We start from the raw sequence: 24,306 nt of genomic DNA, 5'->3' as shown, positions 1-24,306 counted from the left end.
TGTAGAGAAATTGGGTATCCGGTTTGTTTATTGCAGAGTTTTGAACCTCCCAGGTGTGATGCCTTCATATTTTTTGAATACCCGGATGAACGCACTGCTGCTGGAGAAGCCCACACGGGAAGAAACCTCCTCAATGGTGACTCCTTCCTGAAGCAATTTTTTGGCCTCGGCAGTACGAACCTGACTGATGTAATCATGCAGCCCCTGACCCGTCTGTTCCTTGAACAACCGGGACACATATTGCGGAGTGATGCCGAAGTTGGCACCAATCATGGACACACTAAGATTGATATCCGCATAATGATTCTGCACATAGGCAGATACCTCGTCTCCGATTCCCGAATTTGAGACCAGTGCAAGCTTCTCCGTGGCTTTGCTGCAAGCCATTTGGATCAGCTCTGTCAGCTCATGACGAAAATCTGCTCGGGTGGAGCAGGCCAAGAGCCTTTTCATCGGACGCCATTCCTCCCATAGCTTCGAGCGCTTCGTTTCATGCGGGACAGCCTTCATAATGGAGCTGGTTAAATCAAGCATGGCATATCTGACAAGCTCTATGGACGCCTGGGAACCGAAGAAGCGGGCCAGAATCTCATCTGCCATCACCGCAGCCTTCTCAAATTCACCGCTTTTGACCAGATTAATAAATACAACTTCATCATTGATTGTCAGATAATAATCCGTCTCCTGTGGTTCAATATCCCCATACCAGATTGATATATTCTCTTCCAGCACCAGCCGGTATTCCTGAGCCTCCAACGCCTGCAGATATCCCTGATGCAACCTGCCCATCCCATGAAGCAGCCCGCTGCCAGCCATCGCAATCTGCAGACCGTATTTCTGCTGAATGAAATCCAGGGTTTGGCCCAGCGCCTCTTCAATATCCTCCTTCCAGTTGCCGGAGCGGCCGGTGTTAATATTCATCACCGCCGCCAGCATACCGTCCATTTCGGTGAAGCTCAGGCCGTGATTCGGACCTGTGAAATCCATAATGATATTGGACACGATGAAATTGGAAAGGCTTGGCGACGGACTGCCTGCTCCGCTGGCCTGAATGTAGAATAGAAGTACCGCAAAATCCTCCGAATCCCACTGGAAGTGATGGACTCTCGCCGCTTCCTCCAGTGATAATCCATCTTCCACCTGCCCTTTGAGCAGCCTTGATAAGTAGTAGGTCTGCAACACACGCAGCTGCCTGAATTGCTGGCTGTTAATGTCATCCCTCTCCCGAATAGTAGCCAAGGCGCTCTCCCGGATGAATGAGAATTCATCCAGCACCCGCTGTGTCTGCTCATCTGTGGAGGGAGAGAACATATTAACCAGCTCGCGGACAGGATTATAATTCTTGCGGGCAAAGTAGGAGATGACCACCGTCCCGATCAAAAAGCTGATAAATAGTCCCAGCAGGTTCAAATTGCGGATATGCCGCGCTTTTTCCCAAAATACGCTTGAAGGAAACACACTGATATATTTCCACTTGGTGTTATCGGAATCGATGAAGGATACCATATTCTCCGTACCGGCGATATCCTGGAACGAAGTGCCTGCTGTCTCATCCCCAGCCCGGGCGTCCGGCACAGCTAGCTGCGGAGCAGCTTCGTTATTCTGAAATAAAATCTGATTATGATCATCGGCAATGTAGACCTCGCCGTTATTCACCCAGTCCACATTCTGCAGCATGCTCTGAATCTTGCTGCCGTTCAGCGGCAGAACCAGCATCCCCTTTAGTCCATTGTCAGCAACGCTGCTGGTGAACGGCTTCATCATTACAACCTTATTCTCCCAGCGCCTAAATTTGATAAACGGCATGGGGGCCTCGCTAATGTCACTCTCACCGTTCAGCTGCGCCAGCCATTCTTCATAGGTCAAGCCGATCATCGTGCTGTTCATCGCATAAAAGTCTTCACTGTCTGTATACGTCTCATCCGTCAGCACCCTGTCCAGACTGCTAGAATACAGATAGATTCCATCAATGAAATCATTGGCGGATTTGTACTTGCTCAGTTCCTGCCGGGTTTGATAGATCTGAAAGGCCCCTGCTCCCTCAGTCTCAGGTGTAAGTGTTAAGTATTTATTCACACTGCTATGAATGGATAATTGCATGGCCAGCTTCTCAGCCTGATTAATCTCGCTGTCTACTGTATTCTGCATCTGCTTAAGCATGGCGCTGCCTGCACGTTCAATCTCATACTCAACAATCTGTTTTGTCTGCAGATAGATGATAGCGCTAACAATAAGCGGGATAAGCATGATCACAGAATAGGAGACGATCCATTTAAAGGCTATACTCTTACTGAACCTAAAGCGCTTGTAATTCATCTGCTGTGCTCCCTTACTGTTGCTTATCTGGATTCTGGATGGATCGGACTTCACCTTCGTTACTTTGCCTTTTTTGTGAAGTTTTCAAGTTCACCTCATATAGAATTCCACTATATGATAGTTGAGCCCGGCGGGCAATCCGCAATATGAAACACATCGACAATTTGTAAACAAGACCGCTATACTATGCCATCCGGCTGGACAAATAAAACCTCTTTGCCGGCAGAAGACCTAAGGGGAAAAGCATTATCCCCGGGTCTTCAGCCTTCAAAGAGGTTGCGCTATTTATACAATTTGAAACACTGGCTGCTCTGGAATGAAGCGCACCGGCACCTGCGGGAACTGCCGGGCCAGCCGCGCCGCCAGCAGCTTCATTCCCGGCGCTTCGCTCTCGGCATGGCCGAGCATGATGAGTGCCCTGTCCTTGCCCTGCCGGACCGCATCGCGGATATACTCAGGCACCTCCCATTCGGGGCCTTCACCGGCGATGACCAGATCAAGCGACTCCTGCTCATACATCGGGATGACCGAATGGCCATTCCCCCGGTAACCGACCAGTACCCCCACTCTGGAGCAGGTGGCGGAGAGGTTCCCGGCAACGCGGACATAAGGGATATTCAACTTCTGCTTCAGATACTCTGCAACCCCGGAAACGGTCATCTCAGGAATGGAGAGGATCGACACCTCGGGCAGATGCCGCTCCACATAGGCTTCCCATTCCAGCTCCTGCAGCAGTCCTTCCACGATCCCGTCCAGCGCATAGCGGTGTATCGTGTCATGGAAGCGGTAGATGCCTACCCCGCTGCTTGAAATCAGTGCAGACTTCTCCTGGTAGACGGAATCCTGCTCCAGCGCGCTACCGTGACCTTGGTGGCTATAAAATACACCTTCATGCGTGATCACCAGGTTGGCGCCAAGCCGGGCCGCCTGCTCCACTACATATTGCGAAGCGGCGAAGGCAGTCACGATTCCCTGCACTTCTGTTCCCGCAGCGTCCGGCTCAAGCTTATCCACCGTATTCACGGGCAGCTGTATCCCTGCGGCTAAATGCTCTATCACATCACTGAACGTCACTGCCATGAGATCTTCTCCTCCTTGGTGTTACCTATAACTTAATAAATAGTCCGTCCCAATGCATCTGCAATCCCGCTCTTGCGGTAGAAATACGTATTGATCTGGTCGCGCCATTCCTTGGCATGAGCCGCCTGCCCCTTAAGGCGTTCCTCCACCTGAGTGTACAGGCCTTCTGCGATGCTGCCCTTCAGTCCGCCCCATGCGTCCAGCAGCCCCTCGGCACGCTCTGCACCTTCGAAATGCGTATCGTAAATATGCTGGATCACGGTTTTGCCGGAATGCAGCACATGAGTGTACGGCACATGATGGAAGAACAGCAGCAGCTCATCCGGGCATTCCTCCAGGGAATCATAACGTACGGCGTTGCTGCCCATATACTGGGCGCTGTACCCTGTGCCTGTCGCCACGGTCCGGTCTACCCCGATGCCCTGATGATCGGCATAGTGGTAGGTGCCCCACATTGAATATTCATAGCCGTCCACATTCGGGCCGTAGTGATGCTCGGGATTGATCATCCAGCCTACGCCAAGCGGCGATGTATAAGACTCATAGATCTCCCAGGAGTCCAGCAGAATCCGGCTGATCACTCCGGCAACCGCTGTGTCCGTGCCGAATGTCAAGGCGATCCATTCGGCCGCAATCTCCTCCGCACTCAGCTCAGGATTCCAGGCCAGCCGGCCGAAGCCGTAGAGATTCGCCTGAGCCAGCAGATGGCCGGTCCAGTTCTTGTCATTGCCCACATTGGATACCGCCGCAATTCCGCTCAGGCGGTTGCCCCACAGCGATCCGTCAACGATCCGCTTAACAGGGGCCGGGCCGCCCTTGGCCTGCGTATCGAATTCCATAATCTCCTTCCACTGTGGAACGAGATAACAGACATGGCGCTGCTGTCCGGTATATTCCTGGGCGATCTGGAATTCGATCACATGGTTCGTCCGTTCCAGGGCACCGAAGAGCGGAGATACCGGCTCTCTGACCTGGAAATCCATCGGGCCGTTCTTGATCTGCAGAATGACGTTATCATGGAACTGGCCGTCAAGCGGCTTGAAATGATCATAAGCCGCTCTGGCCCGGTCCGTCTTGCGGTCACGCCAGTCCTGCTTGCAGTTGTATACAAAGCAGCGCCAGATCACGATGCCGCCGTAAGGCTCCAGGGCTTCCGCCAGCATGTTGGCCCCGTCTGCATGGTTCCGTCCGTAAGTGAACGGGCCGGGACGGTTCTCCGAATCGGCCTTGACCACGAAGCCGCCGAAATCGGGAATAGCAGCATAGATGTCTGCGGCTCTCGACTTCCACCATTCCTTCACGCCGGCATCCAGCGGATCAGCGGTGCCTACTTCCCCTTCATGCATAGGTCCGGCGAAGTTCACGCACAGGTACAGACGGATGCCATAGATGCGGAAGATATCCGCGATTCTGGCCACATCCGGCAGATAGGTGGAGATAAACAGCGTCTCCAGCGCATGAACGTTCACGTTGTTGATCGCTATAGCGTTAATGCCGGCGGTAGACATCAGCCGCGCATAGTCTGTAATTCTGTCCATATCCTTCGTGAACTGGTTATTCTCATACAGGAAGGATCTGCCGGAATAGCCGCGCTCCACACTGCCGTCGAAATTATCCCAGTGATTAATCATCCGCAGCGAATTCACAGGATTCACTATTTCATCCAGATTCTCAATGTCCTTGCCGCTGGCAATCAGGCGCAAAAGATGGAAGACGCCGTATAACACACCTGCCTGGGAGGAAGCCCCTACAGCGATGCATTTAAGGGACTGGCTGGTTCGGATGGCGAACCCTTCTGCTCCTACAGCTTGGACGGTCTCGTCCTCGAACAAGCCCTGGATCAGCGGATGATCACCCGTGAAGGTGCCGAAGGCCACACCGAAATCTTCAAGCTGCGGCTTGGAGACAGCCTCAAGGTCCAATAGTGAGGCAATGCCTCTTGTCCATTCCTGAAGTGCAGCCTGGATGGTCTCCCCGCCTTCTGTAACGGATACTGCTCCGCACCATTTCGCATATTGCTTATATAGGGGGCCTTGTTGAAGCTTAGGATAGCTTAACCACGCATTGTATCCGCTGTCATATTGTGCAGCATACTCATTCCCGGATTGTTGTCTCATGTCCATATCTCCTCTGCATACATCTTGTATACTAGATTTCATTCAGGTTCATCCTACCACGCAGCCGCAGCCCCGGAACATTGTCAAATCACGCTAATATTTACCCAAATCAAGCAGAATCCTGTATACTAATAACAAGTGTACATCCCTATCAAGAGAACGCAAAGTATCAGGGGGCGATCCTATTGGTTGCAGCTTTTGAACCGCCGGTCCCGGGGCAAAGCCTTAGTGAAACTATCATCCCGGATGTGAAAACCACGCTCAACCTGTTCGGCATGCATCTGCGCAAGGTGAGCGGGGAATGGGATTATCCGCAGCACGCCCATCCCCAATATGAATTCAATTATGTGCTTGAAGGAGAGCAGCTGCTCACCGTCAACAACCACAGCTACCTTCAGCGCGCCGGGGATCTGGTCCTCTTGAGGCCGGGCGACATCCACTCCAGCCGCAGCGGAAACGGCGGGGCCTTCACCTATTTCTGCATCCATTTCGATATTGATGACAAGCTGTTCATTTCACTTCTCAGCCGGTTGAATCATGTATTATTCACCTCAGAGAGCAATGTTGCCCACAGATTAGGACCGCTCCTCAGCAGGCTGGTGGAGATTTCCACCTCCGGCTCCGGCAGCATCACGATCTCCCAGCGCATGAGGCTGCAGTCTGCCGTCTTCGAGCTGTTCGCCCAGCTCTGGGAGGTCTTCTCCCTGGAGGCTGACAATTCCTCCCCGGGCACTTATGAGCGGATCGAGCTGGCCCACCAGATCCGCAGCCGTCTCCAGGGGCTGGTCTATCAGCAGTTCAAGCAGGAGGTACCCTATGACAGCCATTATGGCGTTGACGACATCGCCGCTGAGCTGGGGATCAGCCCCTCGCACTGCTACCGGGTCTTCCGCCAGGTATTCGGCCTCTCCCCCCGCGTCTACCTGTCTGAGCAGATGCTGCATGAAGCCAAGGTGCTGCTGGATGACCACAGCCTGAGCGTCAGCCAGATCTCCGGCTTGCTCGGCTACCGCGATATCGCCCATTTCAGCAGACAGTTCAAGCGCTGGAGCGGCCAGTCGCCGCGGGAATACCGCGAGGGCAGGAGCTAGGCAGAGCGCGGAGCCTGTACAGCTGTATATCAAGTAGAAGCGGCTTCGCCGTCCTTTTAAAGGACGGTACCGTTTCAGCGAGAAATAGAAGGATAAGTTATCGTGTGCAACCTATAAGTTCTTATATTTTTAGTAAATGCCTGCCTTTATCGTTGATGAGGGCGGGCTTTTTGCGCTATTGCGGGCGGGGCTTGCTGAAGGCCAGCCCTATTTTTTGATATACGTGGCGAAATGCTCCTGGAGGTTCTTGGAGTCGATATCCGCCCGCAGATGGTGGTGCAGCAGCTCGTCGATCCCGGCGGTGTCCCCCTGCACGATATAATCCAGCAGCTGCTGGTGCTCCTGCCGGATGGCGGCCAGCTTCTCATCCTTCAGCATGTGCAGCTTCCGGTAGCGGATATAGTGCACATTGAACTGCTGGAGCACACCCCACAGGAATTCGCGCCCTGCCAGGCCGAACATGGTGCGGTGGAACTGGTCATCAAGCTGCAGGAACACCTCTGCTCCCTCCGCCTGCTCAATACACTTCTGCTGCTGCGCAAGGTTGTCCCTCAGCTCATGCAGCCCTTTAAGCGGGATATTCCCGGCCAGCGATTTCATAATCTCCTTCTCCAGCACATTGCGCAGGTAGATAATCTGTTCCACGGACTCCAGGTCTATGTAGGATACGAGATTGCCTTTTTTGGGATAAATATCGACGTATTGCTCCAGGGACAGCTGCTTCAGCACATCACGGATCGGCGTCCGCGACAGCTGGAAGCGCTCGGACAGAGCCGTCTCACTGATCATCGCCCCCGGCTTCAGCTCAAGGGAGAGAATCTCCTGCTTGAGGTAGGCCATTATTTCTTTTTTGGAAGTCATGGAATAGACCAACTTTCTGTTCGGGATTGTTCTTCCCCCCATTATATAGAAAAGGGATATGAATTTCATTGACAAAGATGAACGCATATTCTATGATCATTACGAATCCTATCTTGTATACAAGATTATGCCACATGTAACGCTGGTTCTGTAAGGTCAATTGTCACAAGGCTTCGAATGGTTATCATTTGTATTTATGCTTATCTTACTTAAGGAGGAAAATGACAATGAATATGACTTGGAGATGGTACGGCGAGGGCAATGACAACATCACTCTTGACCACATCCGTCAAATCCCGGGCGTTATGGGCATCGTCTGGTCACTGCACCACAAGGTGGCCGGTGAGGTCTGGGAGATGGAAGACATCCAGAAGGTTGCCGATCAGATCACAGCCAAGGGCTTCAGTACAGCGGTTGTTGAAAGCGTCAACGTTCATGATGATATCAAAATCGGACTGCCGTCCCGCGACAAATACATTGACATCTATATCGATACGATCCGCAAGCTGGCCAAGGTTGGCGTCAAGGTCATCTGCTACAACTTCATGCCGGTGTTCGACTGGACCCGTACCGAGCTGTACAAGGAGCTGCCGGACGGCTCGAACGCCCTCTTTTATGAAAAGGCTGCCATTACTGATAATCCGCGCGAGATGGTAGACCGCATTCTGAAGGGTGCCGGACAATTCACGATGCCTGGCTGGGAGCCGGAGCGGCTGGCCAAGCTGGATGAGCTGTTCGCGGCCTATGCTGATGTTACCGAAGATAAGCTGTTCGACAACCTGAAATATTTCCTGGAGCGCATCATTCCGGTGTGTGAAGAAGTGGATATCCGCATGGCGATTCACCCGGATGATCCGGCCTGGCCGATCTTCGGACTGCCGCGCATTATCCGCAGCCGCGATACGATCCGCCGCTTCCTGGACATGGTGGACAGCCCATATAACGGCCTGACCTTCTGTACCGGCTCTCTCGGCACCAACCCGGAGAATGATCTTCCGGCGATGATCCGCGAGTTCCACGACCGGATTTATTTTGCCCATATCCGTAATGTGAAGGTGTTCGAGAACGGCGACTTCATTGAGGTATCCCACCGGGGCCGTGATGGCAGCGTAGATGTTGCGGAGGTTGTTAAGGCGTATCATGAGAGCGGCTTCACCGGTTATGTGCGTCCGGACCATGGCAGACATCTCTGGGGCGAGGAAAAGAACTGCCGTCCGGGATATGGCCTCTACGACAGAGCGATGGGCATCATGTATCTGCTCGGCGTATGGGACAGCCTGGAGAATGTCAAGGGGGCCAAGTAAATGCTGAGTCTGAGCAGAAGCAGCATCGCTGACCGGGAAGCCTGGGAAGCCGCAGGGGTAGAGCTGCCGCAGTTCGATTTCGCAGCGGTAGCGCAGAATACGTTAGAGAAGCCGGAGTGGGTTCACTTCGGGGCGGGGAATATTTTCAGAGGCTTCGTGGCGAATGCGCACCAGAAGCTGCTGGACAGCGGCAAGGCCAATACCGGCATCATCGCCGCCGAGACCTTCGACTTCGAGATGATTGACAAGGTCTATAAGCCTTACGATAATCTGACCCTGCTGGTGCTGATGAATGCGGCGGGCGACTTCCAGAAGCGGATCGTCAGCAGCATCGTCGAAGGCATCACCGCAGATAAGACCCGGGAAGCGGACTACCGCCGCTTGACGGAGATCTTCGAGAATCCAAGCCTGCAGATGGCGAGCTTCACGATTACGGAGAAGGGCTATTCCCTGACTGGTCCTGACGGGCAGTACCTTGGCATTGTGCAGAAGGACATCGCCGGCGGGCCGGAGCATCCGGTTCATGCCATGAGCATCGTGGCTTCCTTCGCCTACAAGCGTTACCTGAAGGGCCAGTACCCGATGACCTTCGTCAGCATGGACAATTGCTCGCATAACGGCGACAAGCTGAAGAACGGCATGGTTACCATCGCCAAGGAATGGGCCGCCAAAGGTCTTGTAGAGGAAGGGTTCGTGGCTTACCTGGAGGATGAGCAGAAGATCACCTTCCCGCTGTCCATGATCGACAAAATCACCCCGCGCCCGTCCGAATCCGTCCAGGCAGCATTGCTGGAACAGGGAATCGGCGGCATGGATGTGATCGTCACCTCCAAGAACACGTACACTGCTCCCTTCGTTAACGCGGAGATCAGCGAGTATCTGGTCATTGAGGATAAGTTCACGAACGGACGTCCGGCGCTTGAAGAAGCCGGTATTATCTTCACGGACCGCGACACGGTTAATAACGTGGAGACGATGAAGGTAACCACCTGCCTCAACCCGCTGCATACGGCGCTGGCGGTAACCGGCTGTCTGCTCGGCTACACGCTCATTGCCGATGAGATGAAGGACGCCACGCTTCGCAAGCTCGTGGAGACCATCGGCTACAAGGAAGGCCTGCCGGTTGTGGTTGATCCCGGCATCCTGAGTCCGAAGCAATTCCTGGACGAGGTGCTGCAGGAGCGATTCGCCAACCCGTTCATCCCTGACACTCCGCAGCGGATTGCTACGGATACTTCACAGAAGGTCGGCATCCGCTTCGGCGAGACGATCAAGTCGTACATCCTGCGCGGGGATCTCGACCCTAGGGAGTTGACCGCTATACCGCTAGCGATTGCCGCCTGGTGCCGCTATCTGCTGGGCGTGAACGATGAAGGCGCTGCATTCACGCTCAGTTCCGACCCGCTGCTGGAATCGCTGCAAGCGCGGCTTGCAGGCGTTGCCTTGGGCGCGGATGCTGCCACGGCCGCTGGCGTGCGCGCGGTGCTGGAGGACCAGGCCATCTTCGGCGTGGATCTGTACGCCGCCGGACTCGGCGGGACGATCGAGGGCATGTTCACCGAGATGCTGGCTGGTCCGGGCGCGGTAAGAGCTACGCTGGAGAAGTATACGGCCTGAGTTGTGGGCGGGTGTGCGCGAACATAAGTAGAAAGGCTAGGCTCTCCTTGAAAAAGGAGGGCCTAGCCTTTCTTGTATGGTGAGCGTTGTAAGGATGTCGGTGGCAGGGTGATAATGTATAAACCGGTCTGCTTAGCTGAGTGTTGCGTTTCTGCTGCACCAAATCACACTAGACTGCGGAAGTTGGCCCGCGCTGGCGGTGGAAGCGGAGGCACTCTGCTCTTCATTTACTCACTTTGCCCGCTTCCGGAGGATTCAGGGGCACTTGTGCTCCTCATTTACTTGTTTAGCCAACTTTTCAGGGATTCAGGGGCACTTTTGCCCCTCGTTTGCTCGTTTAGCCAACTTTTCAGGGATTCAGGGGCACTTGTGCTCCTCATTAACTCAGTTGGCGCGCATCTGGATAAATCAGTGAGATTTATCCCTTTCAATTACTCCCGTCGGCCGATTTTGGCGGATTTAATGGGATTTATCCCTTTCACTTGTTCATTCCACTAGTTTCCCTTTCAGCCTTAGTCTCATGGAGTCTCATGGGAGCATCCTTTTCGATGCTCCAGGTATAGGCCGCCCTACTCCTGCTCCAGATACTCGAAGTAATCGAAATCTGCCGGATGCAGTGTGCCGCTGAGGTCCTGGGCACACATGCCGATGAAGGTGCCGGTAAACCGGATATAGGCCGGGAAGTCATCGGACAGATGATAGATTTCCAGGGCAGGGCCGATCTGCTCCCAAGTGGATTCGCTAACCTTGTAATAGAACTGGGCGAACTCGCCGTCGATGATGACCTTAAGCGACACGCTTACTCCGGCAGGCAACGGAATCTCAGGTGTCAGGGTGTCTTCATAGACCCCGTCCTTGGAGCGGATGAGTCCCAGGGTTCGACCAAGGACTTCATCGTGCGTGATCCGCAGATAGAGGTAATCCTTCGTGTCGTAATAGACGATCAGGCCGGCCATCTGCTGGAAATGCTCCGGCTCGAAGTCCACCGAGGTCTCGGCGCTGCAGCGGAAGGCCTGCTGGCGCAGGGCGACCAGGCTCTGGCGGTGCATGGAGCTCATCGACTCCCTGCCCTTCAGGCGCAGATAGCCCGGACGCTCCTGAAGCGAGAGCCAGGATTCATCAGCCGGCACGCGGAGCGTGCTCCAGCGGACATCCAGCTGCGGAGCCTCGAAGTCGTCACGCGGAGCGGCTGCGGCAAAAGGATGCGCCGGAAGATCCGGTCCCTCCACCGTCAGCGCCGGAGCGTTCCCGCCCCCGGACAGGGCCAGCCAGCCGTCGGCGGTGAATTCGACGCGCTGAATCGCAGTCTCCCGGCCCAGATTGCAGTACTTGTCCTTGACCGGACGGCCGCACAGATGGACCATGTACCATTCGCCGCTCTGTGTCTCTACTAGGCTGGCATGGCCTGCTTTTTGCAGCGCCAGTTCAGGGTTGCCTGCCGAGGTCAGCAGCGGATTAAGCGGAGCGGTCTCATAGGGACCTTCAATCTGCTTGGCGCGGGCTACGGTCACCGCATGATCATACTGCGTACCGCCCTCAGCCGTAATCAGATAATACCAGCCGTCCTTCCGGTATAGGTGCGGACCTTCGGTCAGCGCCAGCTCCGTTCCCTTGTAGATGTTAGTGACCGGTCCGATCAGGCGCTGCTCTTCCACCGAATATTCCTGGAGCACAATACCGGCAAAGCTGTTGCGGCCGGTGCGGTGATCCCACAGCATATTGACCAGCCATTTGCGCCCGTCTTCATCATGGAACAGCGAAGGGTCGAAACCGCTGCTGTTCAGGTACACAGGCTCTGACCAGGGGCCTTCGATATTCTCCGCAGTCACCAGATAGTTAGGTGTATCCTTGAAGGCACCCTGGCGGCTTTTGACATCGGTATAGATTAGATAAAAGAGTCCATTATCGTACGTGAGGCAGGGCGCCCATATTCCGCCGGAATCGGGGTCCCCTTCCATATTGAGCTGCGAGCTGCGGGTCAGCGCATACGTAAGCGGCCGCCAGTTCACCAGATCGCGCGAATGATGAATCCGCACGCCGGGGAACCATTCAAAGGTTGAAGTAGCAATGTAGTAGTCATCTCCAGCCCGGCAGATCGACGGGTCCGGATGAAATCCGCGCAGAATCGGATTATGAATCAGATTTCGGCTCATAGTTTCTCCTCCAATGCTTGCCGTCCTGCTTCCAGTAAGGCAATGATTTTGTCAGTGTCGTAAATGCAGCCCTTCCAGGTTCCGCCGCTGGCCGCCTGCAAAGCAGCCCACAGCCGGGTGTCCTCCGGCAGACCCGGGTCTACCGCCAGGCCCGGATGCGGCGTCCGCGAAGCCAGAATCAGCGTTCCCGCTTCCTTCGTCAGCGGCTCATCTCCTTCTCCGACCAGATTCACGCTTCCTTCCAGACTCACGGTATCAATGCGCACTTCCACCCAGTCATTATCGCGAAGCTTGCCGAGCGGGCCACCTGCCAGCGCTTCCGGCCCCATATGGCCGATGCAGGCACCGGTGGATACGCCGGAGAAGCGGGCATCCGTGATCAGCGTGACATATTTGCCGTAAGGCAGATGCTTGAGCGCCGAGGTGAGCTGATAAGTCTCCTCCATCCCGGTTCCGCTCGGTCCACGGCCGATGACGGCCAGAATATCCCCCGCCTGAACCATACCCAGCTTGATGCTGCGGATGGCGGCTCTCTCGGTGGTGAACACCTTCACTCGTCCGGTATGGCGATAGACGCCCTCACTGTCGAGAACGGCAGGATCAATGGCGGCCGATTTGATGACCGCCCCCTCCGGGCAGAGATTCCCGACCGGGAACGTCATGGTGGAAGCCATGCCTTGGCGCTTGGCCTCTTCCGGGCTCATGATCACGGAATCCGGGTCTACACCGTCTGCTTCCAGCAGCCGCTGCCGCAGCTCCGTCCGGCGCTGCGAGCTCTCCCACCAGTCCAGATTCTCGCCCAGTGTCCGTCCGGTCACCGTCAGCACGGACTCGTCAATCAGCCCCAGCTTCCGCAGATGCAGCATAACTTCAGGGACTCCACCGGCGAGGAATACCCGGATGGTCGGATGCGGCACGGGACCGTTCGGCAGCACGCTGACGAGGCGCGGAACCATCCGGTTCACCCGGTTCCAGTCCTCGACGGTCGGAACCTTCAGCCCGGCGGCATGGGCGATGGCCGGCAGATGCAGCAGCAGATTCGTTGAACCGCCGAAGGCAGCGTGCAGCACCATCGCATTCTGGATCGACTGATCTGTCAGAATGTCGCTCATGACGATTCCGTTCTGGTCCAGATGCTGAAGAGCCCGGGCCGACTGACGGCCGATATTCTTCCAGATCGGCTGGCCCGAAGGGGACAGTGCCGAGTGCGGCAGCGCCATACCCAGCGCCTCTGCAATGACCTGGGCGGTAGCCGCCGTACCGAGGAACTGACAACCGCCGCCCGGGGTTGCGCAGGCCCGGCAGCCGAGATCTGCCGCTTCTTCGAGGGACAGCTCTCCGTTGCTGTACCGTGCCCCGATGCTCTGTACCTTGCCCGCGTCTTCTCCCTCCACCGGCGGAAGGGTTACGCCGCCGGGGACGATAATTCCCGGCAGCTTATGCATACCGGCAAGGGCCAGCAGCATGGCGGGCAGGCCTTTGTCGCAGGTAGCTACGCCAAGCACACCCTTGCGGGTAGGGAGTGAACGAATCAGCCGCCGCAGCACGATGGCCGCATCATTACGGTAAGGCAAGGAATCGAACATGCCTGCGGTTCCCTGGGAACGGCCGTCACAGGGATCGCTGACGTAACCGGCGAACGGAATCCCCTCATTCGCGGTAAGCTCCTCCGCAATCTCCTCCATCATCACGCCGATCTCCCAGTGGCCGGTATGATATCCGAGCGCCAGCGGAGTGCCGTCCTCACGCCGGATACCGCCCATCGTTCCGAGAATCAGGTACTGGGGCCGGTTCAGCAGCAGCGGATTCCAGCCCATCCCGGCATTCTGTGTCATCCCAAAAATCTCTCCGCTCGGTGCATTCCGCAGCACCTCCCCGGTGATCGGCAGCTGGCCTGCCGGACCTTCCGCAGCGGTATGTACCGGAACAGCTTCAATGATGTCTTCCTTCATAATCTCTTGTACGGTCAATTTCATATGAATCCCTTCTCTCCCTCAGAATGAATGTGCCCGGATGTCTATGACAGTGAGAGCTTCCCCGCCAGCGCCTTCACCTCACGCAGCGCAATCTCCCGCTTCGCATCGAATGCGTGCTGAAGCATCGAGGTGCTCACCGCAGCAACCGCCCTTCCTGCGGCATCCAGAACCGGCGCAGCGGCGCAGCTGATGCCCTGGATAATCTCCTCCTGATCCAGCGCATAGCCGGTCTTGCGGATCGCAGCCAGGGCTGCGGTGAACTCAGACCAGTCTGTCAGCGTGCGGGAAGTGACCGCAGGCAGCATTTTACCCGGATAACGCCGCTCCAGTTCCCCCTCCGGCAGCAGTGCCAGCATCATCTTGCCCATCGCAGTCGCATGGGCCGGAAACCGCATCCCGGGGCTGGACTCCAGCCTCACCAGGGACTGCCCCTCCTGCTTGGCCAGGTAAATAATCTCATCGCGGTCCAGCACCGACAGCTGAAAGGTCTCCCCCACCGCTCCGACACTCTGCACCGACTCTGCCAGGAACCGCTCTACCAGATTCATATTCTGCTTAAGCGAATCATTATAGACGGTATTATAATAGGAGATTCCGGCACCAAGCACGTACCTCTCGCCCGCATCCTTCACCACCCACCCCAGAGTCTCCATGGTGCGCAGCAGCGAGAACATCGAGCTTTTGTTAATGCCGGTCTCCTCACAGAGGTCTGTCATCTTAAGCGCTCCGGTCTGTCTTGAGATGGCCTTAAGAATCAGATCAGCCCGTTCCAATGCCGGAACCCAGTACTTCTGGTCCACACCTTCATTCCCCTCTCATAAATCCATTGATTAAGCCTTCCAAGTTCACTATAATAATCATATGTTTATAATACCAAACCAGGAGGCAAAAATAAAATGAAACTTAGCCACCCGAATGCAGGTGTCATTCCTCCCGTCCCGACCATTCTGGATTCCGCCGGGAAATTCGACCGTGACGGAATGAAGCTGCTGATCGACAGCCTGATCGCCAAAGGGGTTCACGGTCTGTTCTTCCTTGGAACGGCCGGAGAATTCACACTGTTCACCGCAGAGCAGCGTGAAGAGATCGCAGAGCTATGCCTGGAGTATACGAATGGCCGTCTTCCGGCCTGGATCGGCACCGGCAGCAATACGGCCCCTGAGACACTCCGGCTCTCCCGCCATGCTGCTGAGCATGGAGCTACCGGCATCGTCATTATGAATCCGTATTACTACAAGCTGAACGGGGACGCCCTGTTCGCGCATTATGCCGCTGTGCTGGAAGCGGTCGATGTACCGCTCATGCTGTACAACTTCCCGGCCATGACCGGCCAGGATCTGACTCCGGCCTTCGTAGCCCGGCTTGCCGCACATTATCCGAATGTAGCGGGCATCAAGGATACCGTGGACCAGCTTAGCCATATCCGCCAGATGATTATGCAGGTGAAGGCGGTCAGTCCGGACTTCTCGGTATTCTGCGGCTTCGACGAATATTTGCTGCCTACGCTGGCTGCCGGAGGAGACGGGGCGATCGCTGCCAGTGCCAACTTCGCTCCGCAGCTGATGCTTGGCGTGTACGACAGCTTCAAGAAGGGAGACCTGGCAGGCGTCCTTCAGTTCAACCGGCAGATCGTTGAAATTCCGGCGCTGTATGCCATCGACGACCCGTTCATCGCTTCGATCAAGGAAGCTGTCCGCTTGTCCGGCGTACCGGTATCCACCTTCAGCCTGGCTTCGCCTGGGGTATGGAGCGCAGAGCATGAGGATAGGCTGAAGCAGATTTTTAGCCGGGCGGGTATTGCCCAAGGGTAAGCGATATATATAGTGCGCACTCATCCATTCATATTTATCAAAGTCAGCCCGTCTATCAAGGTCAGTCAGCCCGCATTGGGGCTGGCTTTTTTTTGTACAGCTTCTTGCACGGTTCCGTGTAAACTGCCTCGTGATGTTCCCCCTATCTTCGCGGTGAAGGTTAGTCTATAATTTTGTTCAGGTGCACAATGAGTGAAGTAGAGGCAATAGAGGCGGTTACCCGCTCAAGACGAGGAGGGCGTTCCGGTTGTTTCAGCTATCCGAGAAGCAGGCGCAGGAGATTGTAGACAAGATGATGATGGACATCCCCTATAATATCAACATCATGAATCATGAGGGGATCATCATCGGCAGCGGGCATAAGGCAAGGGTGGGCACCGTTCATCAGGGGGCTGTCGAGGCGCTGTCCACCGGGCAGAGGGTCGAAGTCATGGAGGATGGGCGATATGAGAAGAAAGGCACCAACGAACCGATTGTCATCGGCAACACCCGCGTAGGTGTAATCGGGATCTCCGGCAGCCCGGAAGAAGTCCGGCCCTTCTGCAATATCGTAAGGACCACGGTATCGCTGCTCATTGAGCAAAGAAATACGCTGGAGCATCTGGCCAGCGAAGCCAGCCGCAAGAAGGCTCTGCTGGAGATGCTCCTTGACCATCAGGGAGCGTACTCCCAGAAGCTGCGGAAAGAAGCCGCAGCCTATCAGATCGATCTTCTGCTCAAGACCACCGTGCTGTATCTCAAGCATGTGCGGCCGGAGCTGGATGAGGCGAAGCTTCTGTTCCTGCATCCGTCCTTCCAGCTCGACGGGGATACATGGGTAATCCTGGTCCAGAACCGGCCGGACTGCAGCCCGCTGATTGCGCAGCTGCTGCATAATCAGCCGCAGCTCCTGCTGTCTTCGGGCCGGCAGGAAGCCAGCATCGCGGAGGGTTACCGTCAGGCAAAAGCTGCCCTTGGCGTTCTTCTGGCACTACGCCCTGCTGAGCAATCAATCCGCTACGAGGATGCGGAATTCCTGGTGAAGCTCAGCCAGGCGAAGCTGTCAGACAAGCCCGGCACGGCGATCAAGCTGGAGGATACCGCCGATCTGCTGGAGACGCTCCGCAGCTTCATCAATCACAATTGCAGTGTCTCGCAGACGGCTGAGCAGCTGAACATCCACCGCAATACGCTGCAATACCGTCTCAAGCGGATCGAGAGCATCACCGGCAAAGACCCGAGGAACCTGCTGCAGCTCTTCGAGCTTACGCATGAGCTGCTGGCATTGTACAAGTAGATGGCCCCAGGATTATTCCCGGGGCCACAGTTTGCACATTCTATTCAGCCAGCTTCAGCAGCCTGGCGATATTCTCACAGGTCCGCTCGACATTGGCGGGGCCGTCCGCCAGCAGCTTCTCCAGGCTCGAAGCGCCGGGAACGATGCCGAAGACGGCATCGATTCCCTCGGCGTAGAGCGTCTCGATGCCCTCGCCGATGTAACCGGCCAGGGCGATGACTTTTTTGCCGCAGGCCTTGGCAGTGCGGGCTACGCCGTACGGCGTTTTGCCGAATTTGGTCTGGAAGTCAATTCCGCCTTCACCCGTGAAGACGAAGTCTGCCTGCTCCAGCTTCTGCTGAAGCTCTGTGTATTCAATCACGATCTCGATTCCCTTCTGCAGCGTTGCCTGTGTGAAGATCATCAGACCCGCGCCCAGTCCCCCCGCTGCACCAGCTCCGGGAAGGTCGCGGACATCCTTGTGAAGCTGCCGCTTCACCACCGCCGCATAATGGGCCAGATTGGCGTCAAGCTGCTGCACCATATCGGGCGTGGCCCCCTTTTGTGGACCAAATACGGCTGAAGCCCCCTGCTCTCCGCAGAGCGGATTGGTCACATCACAGGCAACGATGAGCTGAACCTGCTGCAGTCTCGCATCAAGCCCGCTAACGTCAACACTCGCCAGTTGCCCCAAGCTGCCGCCGCCGCGTGGAAGTACGCTCCCAGCTTCATCAAGGAATCTGGCGCCAAGCGCTTCGGCCATTCCGGCACCGCCGTCATTGGTGGCGCTGCCGCCGATGCCGATGATGATTTTGCGGATACCACGGTTCAGACATTCCAGAATCAGCTCGCCTGTTCCGTAGGTGGTGGTGATCAGCGGATTCCGCTCCGCCTTGTCTACCCGCTGAATGCCGCTGGCCGAAGCCATCTCGATGGCCGCCGTCCGGCCGTCACCGAGAATGCCGAATTGTGCCGTCACCGGCTGTCCCAGCGGTCCTGCAACTTCTAAATCATGAAGCTCTCCGCCCGAAGCGTCGACAAGGGACTGCACGGTCCCCTCCCCGCCGTCAGCCATCGGAACATGGATGTAGGTTGCTTCAGGGTATATTTTGCGGAGTCCGGCCTCCATCGCTGTACATACTTCTTTCGCGGTCATGCTCTCCTTGAAGGAATCCGGCGCCAGCACAAAGGTTCTCTCTCTCATTTCCACACCTCATCTATCATATTGATCTTAGAGTAAAAATCCGTAAACCAGCGTAGCCACAATCGTCATCGTGCCGCCAACCATGGCCTCATACGGGATGAGCCCCATGCGCTGCTTGATTGACATTTTCATACTGTCCGCCGTGACATGGAAGTAAGTGCCCTGCGGCAGCGAGTCGATGACCGTAGCTCCGGTATGAACCATCACAGCGGCAGCCAGCGGAGCGGTGCCCATATTCAGAATGGCCTGCCCGAAGGAGCCGGTAGCGACAATAACACCCGTGGATGTTGAGGCGGTAGCCGCAGCCATCAGTATCCCGGAGATCGGTGCCAGGAACGTCCCGGAAATCCCGGACAGCTCAATCAGATGCACCACCTGGGCGGACAGATCGGAAGCGGAGATCAGACCGGCGATGCCGCCTGCCCCGATCAGAATCAGGACGGTTGCGGTCATTTTGCTAAGGCCGGAGGACGTATATTGCAGCACCTTGCTGCCTTGCCCCATCGCCAGCATCCCGATAATCCCCGCCAGCGGCAGAATGTAGAGCGCATCCACCTTAAGCTTGGTCAACGCTTCGATCCCGGAGATGGAGCCGATCGGGTTAATCATCAGCAGGACGATCGCCACGAGCGGAGCCACAATAGCTCTGCTGAGCGGCGGGTAAGCGGCTGTGTTCGCAGTGTCTGTCCCGTTCGCAGCCTCCGCCGGGGTAACCATAACCCCCTTTTTCTTCAGCAGGGTGGCTAAGATAACGGTTACAATTAATCCGCAGATTGCCGGGATCACGCCTGCCAGCATGACATTGCTGAGATCAAGATCGAAGCCGCGCGCAGCAGCAATCGTATTCGGATTCGGTGAGATAATATTACCCGCCTTCCCCCCGCCCGACAAGGCCAGCAGCAGCGCCAGCTTCGAGATCTCCATTTTGTTGCCTACGGATAAAGCAATCGGAGCCACAATCAGTACCGCTACCGGAATGAATACCCCCATCGCCGTAATGACCATCGTGGCCAGCGCGAGGGCCAGAATGGCCTTGCTTCCGCCGAACTTTTTCACAATAGCCTGGGCTATGGCCTCAGCCGCACCCGACTCCATCATCACACCAGCCAGCACACCGGCGGCCAGCACCCGCAGCACCGTGCCCATTACACTTTGTGTACCGCTTACAAGAACACTCACGGTCTGTTCGAGATTGGCTCCGCCGATCAGCGCCCCTGCAATGGCACCCAGGAATAGAGCGTAGACCGGATTCAATTTTCTAAGGATCAGAATAATGGCAATTGCCAGCCCTGCAAGCGCCCCATACCAACCAATGATTAATCCTTCCATTTCAAAGTTCCCCCTAACAACTTGTTGAACACGCTCTCATTATAAGGTCTGGGGGGAGGAAAAGAATATTGATGAACGGACGAAATGCATTGTGCATGTGACTAACGGATTAGGGGTAGATCTCAATTTTGGAATAGGTGCTCTGTAAAGAAATACGGACACTCGCAATATAGGGATTATTGAAGAATACGCTCTCTAAGTAATTCTGCGAGTAGTCCTGAAATTGCTTGATTCAAGCTTCTGATGATGGCCATCTCCTGCCCTCTTCTCCTCCAACTGTCGAGTTAGAATGATATTTCCATTAACTATGACTCTAAAGATTTCTAACAGTGTTTAATCGAAAGTATGGGACTTCGAACATGCAAAAAAGCTCATTCCTAATCATGGTTCAAGTGGGAATGAGCTTTTGAAAGTTCATCATGTGTTAGATGGTTTATTCATTTTCTATAATTTCAACTTCTAACATTTTTTGTTCAATCCATTTCATAACCATATCTGCCTCCTCTAGAGCAATTATTCCTTTCTAGCTTTTATATTTATAAGTTTCGTAAGCCCATAATAATATAATCCCCACAAATTCCACTGTCTCTAATTTACAGACCGGTTCAATTTCATCTTCTTCCTCATCGTAAAACGGATCTTCAATTATAGTATATTTTTTTATAAGATATAACGTTTGATGCATTTCCTCCATGTCTATATTCGGGTATATTTCCCCTTAATAAATCAAAATAATTCTCAATATCTTTTTTCAAATCTTTAAATCTCCAAGGTATATCAGATCCTAAGGGATCACTTATCATACTGGCGAACTCAAGTGATTTTTCATCGTCAAAATCCAATACAACCCATATTGAATTCATCCATGTATTTCAATCTAAATTTATATTTCATCATCACTGTAGTACCCTTCAATTCAGGATATTTGTTTGCTCAAGCTTCTCACTTTACTTAACTCTCTAATTAAAATATTCATTTACTACTGCAGTTAATAGGTCGTTTCCTAGCTCAATATTAGTCAAATAATAAATGAAATAATCTTCTACATCAGATTGTTTAAACAGACTCAGATATTGGAATGCAAGCAATACAGTATTATCTAATCCATTGCTTTTTTCTAGTTTTCTTTTTACATAATGAATTATTTGATTAGTCATTTTATTATCCTTTGTCTTATGAAGAGCATTGAGAACGAATATAATTTCATCCTCGTTGTCTTGTTCAAAAATCTCATGTAATTCATCATCACCTAACTCTTCTTGAAATAGCTGTTCCTTGACTAAATTGAACTTTTTCAAAGCTTCTAATTCATCATTATAGTAATCTTCCCAAAAACTTAAATAAGCAAGTTGCTTCGGTAAAAAAGCCGAACTATTATTAGGCTTGTTCCACAAAATCCAATCAGAGTTTTTCCTATCGGATACAATGTCAAATAAAGAGATAGAATACGGCACAACTTGTTTTAGATCATTTTCCACTCTATAAAATTCCTCTTTATTCTTGCTTGTTTCAACAGAATAAACCATATATTTTTTATCTATTGATAAATTTTCTTGTTTCTGGATTCCCTCTTTAATACGTACTCTCATTTACCTTACTCCTTTAATATTAAAATCAGCATCTAATTCAATTATCCAAAATAGGTCGTTCTCATTTACTCTGAGACTCTTCGGTTTAGATACCTTCAACTTTATATCAAACGAACTAACCTTTCCTGTCACCTGATTCTGGTAAAAATGAATTTCTCCCTTTCCATACGGAGTTTCATACTGTTGCTTTGAGGTCATTTTAGCCCAATCTTCTATTTTAGTACCATCATTAGTTAATGTTTTCAGAGCTTTTTCATCCCATAAATCCTCACCTTTAATTATAACATCCGAGTTTGATAAAACATCCTCTTTAAGGATCGATTGCTTATACTGTTGATGTTTATAAATGTCACTTGCTTTACCCGGCCCCTCAACCCTACCACCCTTCCCTTCCAACCCATCCATATACCGCTGCTGCACCGGCGTCTTCGGCAAGGCTGGAGTATCTGGGATCTCTCCTATCTTAAACACAAAACCTTCTGGCGTCTGCACCACCGGACCCAGATTCGGAAGCTTCTGCTTGATCCCTTGCAGGGCATCCTTCGCTGCTTGGCTGATGACGTCTTCTACCTCGCCCAGCACTTTACCTGCTTTGCCTGCTTTGGTGACCTGTAGTCCAGGAACAAGGATGGAAGCGACCGAGCCCAGCATTCTCGCCTTCTCTTCCGGGGTACCCTCATCAAATTGATGATACGCCATCTTCGTCGCTTCCACCAGCACTTCCGGATGGTCAATCAGATATTGCGCTTGCTGCTTCATTTCTGTGGTGGTTTTGACCGGGTCTACCACTAGTTTGAAGGCAAGGGTTGCCGTATCCGCCACGCCCATGACGACCTCTTTCACCAAACCTTCGGTAAAAGCCAGCACCACCGTATCCGCCTGACGAACCCGACTCTCCCATTTCGTCAGCCCGTAGGTATCCTCCAGCCACCCCAGATAACTGGTGTACATCGGGGTAAGATATTCATTCGGCACATAGACTTTCGTCTGATAAAAGTCCCAGGTGCTCTCATTTTCCTTGTTGTCTGCGGTAATTGGCGTGCCGTCCGGCAGGGTAAGCGGCGGCCCGTTCAACCGCCGCTCTGCTTCGATCTGCTCTTGAACCTGCTTAAGAGCCGCTGCGGTCTGAATTTCCTGCCGCTTCGCCGCAAGCTGACTCCGCGCATACGCTCCGGCGGCGTTCTTCTCCATGGCCAGCCGCAAAAGCAGTAAATATTCTTCGTTATGTAGTAAGGGAACCTTCTCCGCCGTAATTGACGGATCATACTCACAGGCGGTGACTGCTGGTTGTCTGTAGTGGGCGCTTAGATCTTTGCCGGTTTCATAGTAGATCTTGGCTACTCCTAGAGAAGCCAGCTTCTGCCGGGACTCTTCGGCCTTTGCATGAACTGTCTCCATCTGCGCCTGATTGCCGAACGCCTGATACACCTTGAAGGCCATCTGGGCCTTAGCGATCTCATTCCGCGCTGCGAAGATATCGTTCAGCTTACTTTGTGCAGCGATACTCTCTACGGTCAGCAGGCCGGAGGTCTGAATAACATTCCTGAGCTGCTGCACCACCGGGTCCCTGCTGAGTTCATCTTTTCCCGATAGAACGGCAATCGAAGTGATGAGATTCGTCGCACTTCGCTGCACAAATTCGGGGATGGAGACCCGTCCGGCGGCTGATTGCAGCCCCAAGCTTCCGAAGGCCGCGAGCAACAGATTAAATTGCCCCGTCAGCTTGTCCGCCTGCCGTTTATTCTCTTCCTGCAATTCCGAGACGCCTCTCAGGGCGACCCGGATAATATCCTCTAACTTCTCCGCTTCTACGGTTAATTCATTGATCAGGACCTGGGCTTTGACCAGATGATCGCCCATGGGAATACCGCCCCAGCTGCTGGACTGGCCCTTCAATTGAAGGTACAGCCGGTTGGTGTCCTGACTCACCTGGCCGATTTTCGTTTGCAGGCGCCGGACTTCATCCTCGTTAAATACAAGCTTCGTTGATGCCATCTTCACCCTCCCGCTGTACAGCATGTTTAACTGTAAGTTATGTTACACAAATTCACAGAATCATAGACTTATAACTCCTTGCAAACATACGGAGTTCTAAGATGATTCATTAACTCGCTTGAAAGATACTTTTTCTGGTATTGATCCAAGGTTGTATTTATGATTACGTTACCATCCAAGTAGAAGTCACCAGGCCAAATGTATGTGGAAAACCGAATACAATGTGCTTCCACCAAGGGATTCGGGCCAATGTATGCCAAAAACAGCATACATTGCGCTGTTGAGCAGGTGTGTGGTCCGAATGTATGCCAAATACAACACACATTGTGCCGGTGCGCAGGTGTGTGGTCCGAATGTATGCCAAATACAGCATACATTATGCCAGTGCTCAGGTGTGTGGTCCGAATGTATGCCAAATACAGCACACATTGTACCGGTGCGCAGGTGCATAGGCCAAATGCATGCGATAAACCGAACACAATAGATGGTCCCGCGTACTTCTTCAGAATGGAGTTCCAGTATTCCACATAAGGATTCAATATTTATCCATTATTGTTGTGCAGATCCCTTTATTATCGGAATTCGGAGCCGTAAAGTTTATCAAAAAA

Annotated in this window: 17 protein-coding genes; 5 read left to right on the top strand and 12 right to left on the bottom strand. The window is 53.6% G+C overall.

Features of this window, described 5'->3' with window-relative positions:
- Positions 1-27: 27 nt before the first annotated feature.
- The 3 genes from NSS64_RS06720 to NSS64_RS06710 form a co-directional block, all read right to left on the bottom strand.
- The gene (locus NSS64_RS06720; RefSeq protein ID WP_341139652.1) at positions 28-2,316 is read right to left on the bottom strand and encodes an AraC family transcriptional regulator; all 2,289 of its coding nucleotides are present in this window, start codon (positions 2,314-2,316) and stop codon (positions 28-30) included.
- A 285-nt stretch (positions 2,317-2,601) separates the two neighbouring features.
- Positions 2,602-3,396 (bottom strand): Nif3-like dinuclear metal center hexameric protein, encoded by a 795-nt coding sequence (locus NSS64_RS06715; protein WP_341139651.1) that lies wholly within the window; start codon positions 3,394-3,396, stop codon positions 2,602-2,604.
- A gap of 32 nt (positions 3,397-3,428) precedes the next feature.
- A complete protein-coding gene (locus NSS64_RS06710; RefSeq protein ID WP_341139650.1) occupies positions 3,429-5,513 on the bottom strand; it encodes an alpha-glucuronidase family glycosyl hydrolase in 2,085 nt (694 codons plus the stop codon).
- 185 nt (positions 5,514-5,698) lie between these two features.
- Here NSS64_RS06710 and NSS64_RS06705 point away from each other — a divergent pair, with 185 nt between their 5' ends.
- The gene (locus tag NSS64_RS06705; protein ID WP_245368073.1) at positions 5,699-6,604 is read left to right on the top strand and encodes an AraC family transcriptional regulator; all 906 of its coding nucleotides are present in this window, start codon (positions 5,699-5,701) and stop codon (positions 6,602-6,604) included.
- A 207-nt stretch (positions 6,605-6,811) separates the two neighbouring features.
- On the opposite strand, the gene NSS64_RS06700 is transcribed toward NSS64_RS06705, so the two are convergent.
- A complete protein-coding gene (locus NSS64_RS06700) occupies positions 6,812-7,465 on the bottom strand; it encodes a GntR family transcriptional regulator (protein WP_341139649.1) in 654 nt (217 codons plus the stop codon).
- Positions 7,466-7,692: 227 nt separating this feature from the next.
- On the opposite strand from NSS64_RS06700, the gene uxuA reads away from it, so the two are divergent.
- Both uxuA and NSS64_RS06690 read left to right on the top strand, forming a co-directional pair.
- Positions 7,693-8,769, top strand: coding sequence for a mannonate dehydratase (gene uxuA / locus NSS64_RS06695; protein ID WP_341139648.1), 1,077 nt, complete (start codon positions 7,693-7,695; stop codon positions 8,767-8,769).
- A complete protein-coding gene (locus NSS64_RS06690) occupies positions 8,770-10,386 on the top strand; it encodes a mannitol dehydrogenase family protein (RefSeq protein WP_341139647.1) in 1,617 nt (538 codons plus the stop codon).
- Positions 10,387-10,955: 569 nt separating this feature from the next.
- Here the strand turns inward: NSS64_RS06690 and NSS64_RS06685 are convergent.
- The 3 genes from NSS64_RS06685 to NSS64_RS06675 are packed head-to-tail and all read right to left on the bottom strand — an operon-like array spanning position 10,956 to position 15,315.
- Entirely contained in the window at positions 10,956-12,539 is a 1,584-nt protein-coding gene (locus NSS64_RS06685; protein ID WP_341139646.1) for a glycoside hydrolase family 43 protein, read from the bottom strand.
- Positions 12,536-14,515 (bottom strand): YjhG/YagF family D-xylonate dehydratase, encoded by a 1,980-nt coding sequence (locus NSS64_RS06680; protein ID WP_445667778.1) that lies wholly within the window; start codon positions 14,513-14,515, stop codon positions 12,536-12,538. Before NSS64_RS06680 ends, NSS64_RS06685 begins: the two co-directional genes overlap by 4 nt.
- 41 nt (positions 14,516-14,556) lie before the next feature.
- Positions 14,557-15,315 (bottom strand): IclR family transcriptional regulator, encoded by a 759-nt coding sequence (locus tag NSS64_RS06675; protein WP_341139645.1) that lies wholly within the window; start codon positions 15,313-15,315, stop codon positions 14,557-14,559.
- Positions 15,316-15,411: 96 nt separating this feature from the next.
- Between NSS64_RS06675 and NSS64_RS06670 the strand changes: the two genes are divergently transcribed.
- Entirely contained in the window at positions 15,412-16,326 is a 915-nt protein-coding gene (locus tag NSS64_RS06670) for a dihydrodipicolinate synthase family protein (RefSeq protein ID WP_340939324.1), read from the top strand.
- A 247-nt stretch (positions 16,327-16,573) separates the two neighbouring features.
- On the top strand, positions 16,574-17,602 hold the full coding sequence (locus NSS64_RS06665; protein ID WP_341139644.1) for a CdaR family transcriptional regulator: 1,029 nt from the start codon (positions 16,574-16,576) through the stop codon (positions 17,600-17,602).
- Positions 17,603-17,642: 40 nt separating this feature from the next.
- Here the strand turns inward: NSS64_RS06665 and NSS64_RS06660 are convergent, their stop codons facing one another.
- The 5 genes from NSS64_RS06660 to NSS64_RS06640 all read right to left on the bottom strand — a co-directional run bounded on the left by NSS64_RS06660 (position 17,643) and on the right by NSS64_RS06640 (position 23,698).
- Positions 17,643-18,785, bottom strand: coding sequence for a glycerate kinase (locus NSS64_RS06660; RefSeq protein ID WP_341139643.1), 1,143 nt, complete (start codon positions 18,783-18,785; stop codon positions 17,643-17,645).
- 27 nt (positions 18,786-18,812) lie between these two features.
- Positions 18,813-20,114 (bottom strand): GntP family permease, encoded by a 1,302-nt coding sequence (locus NSS64_RS06655; RefSeq protein ID WP_341139642.1) that lies wholly within the window; start codon positions 20,112-20,114, stop codon positions 18,813-18,815.
- 641 nt (positions 20,115-20,755) lie between these two features.
- Complete coding sequence (locus NSS64_RS06650; RefSeq protein WP_340939320.1) at positions 20,756-20,977, bottom strand: hypothetical protein; 222 nt, start codon at positions 20,975-20,977, stop codon at positions 20,756-20,758.
- Between the two features lie 96 nt (positions 20,978-21,073).
- Positions 21,074-21,703 carry a hypothetical protein gene (locus tag NSS64_RS06645; RefSeq protein WP_341139641.1) on the bottom strand — a complete coding sequence of 210 codons (630 nt, stop codon included), beginning with the start codon at positions 21,701-21,703 and terminating at the stop codon, positions 21,074-21,076.
- The gene (locus tag NSS64_RS06640) at positions 21,704-23,698 is read right to left on the bottom strand and encodes a hypothetical protein (RefSeq protein WP_341139640.1); all 1,995 of its coding nucleotides are present in this window, start codon (positions 23,696-23,698) and stop codon (positions 21,704-21,706) included.
- Between the last annotated feature and the right edge of the window lie 608 nt (positions 23,699-24,306).

Origin of the sequence: Paenibacillus sp. FSL H8-0122 (genome assembly GCF_038005345.1) — a bacterium.
Lineage (GTDB): Bacteria > Bacillota > Bacilli > Paenibacillales > Paenibacillaceae > Paenibacillus_AQ.
Note: the sequence above shows the minus strand (reverse complement) of the source record. Positions and strands in the feature narration are given on the sequence as shown.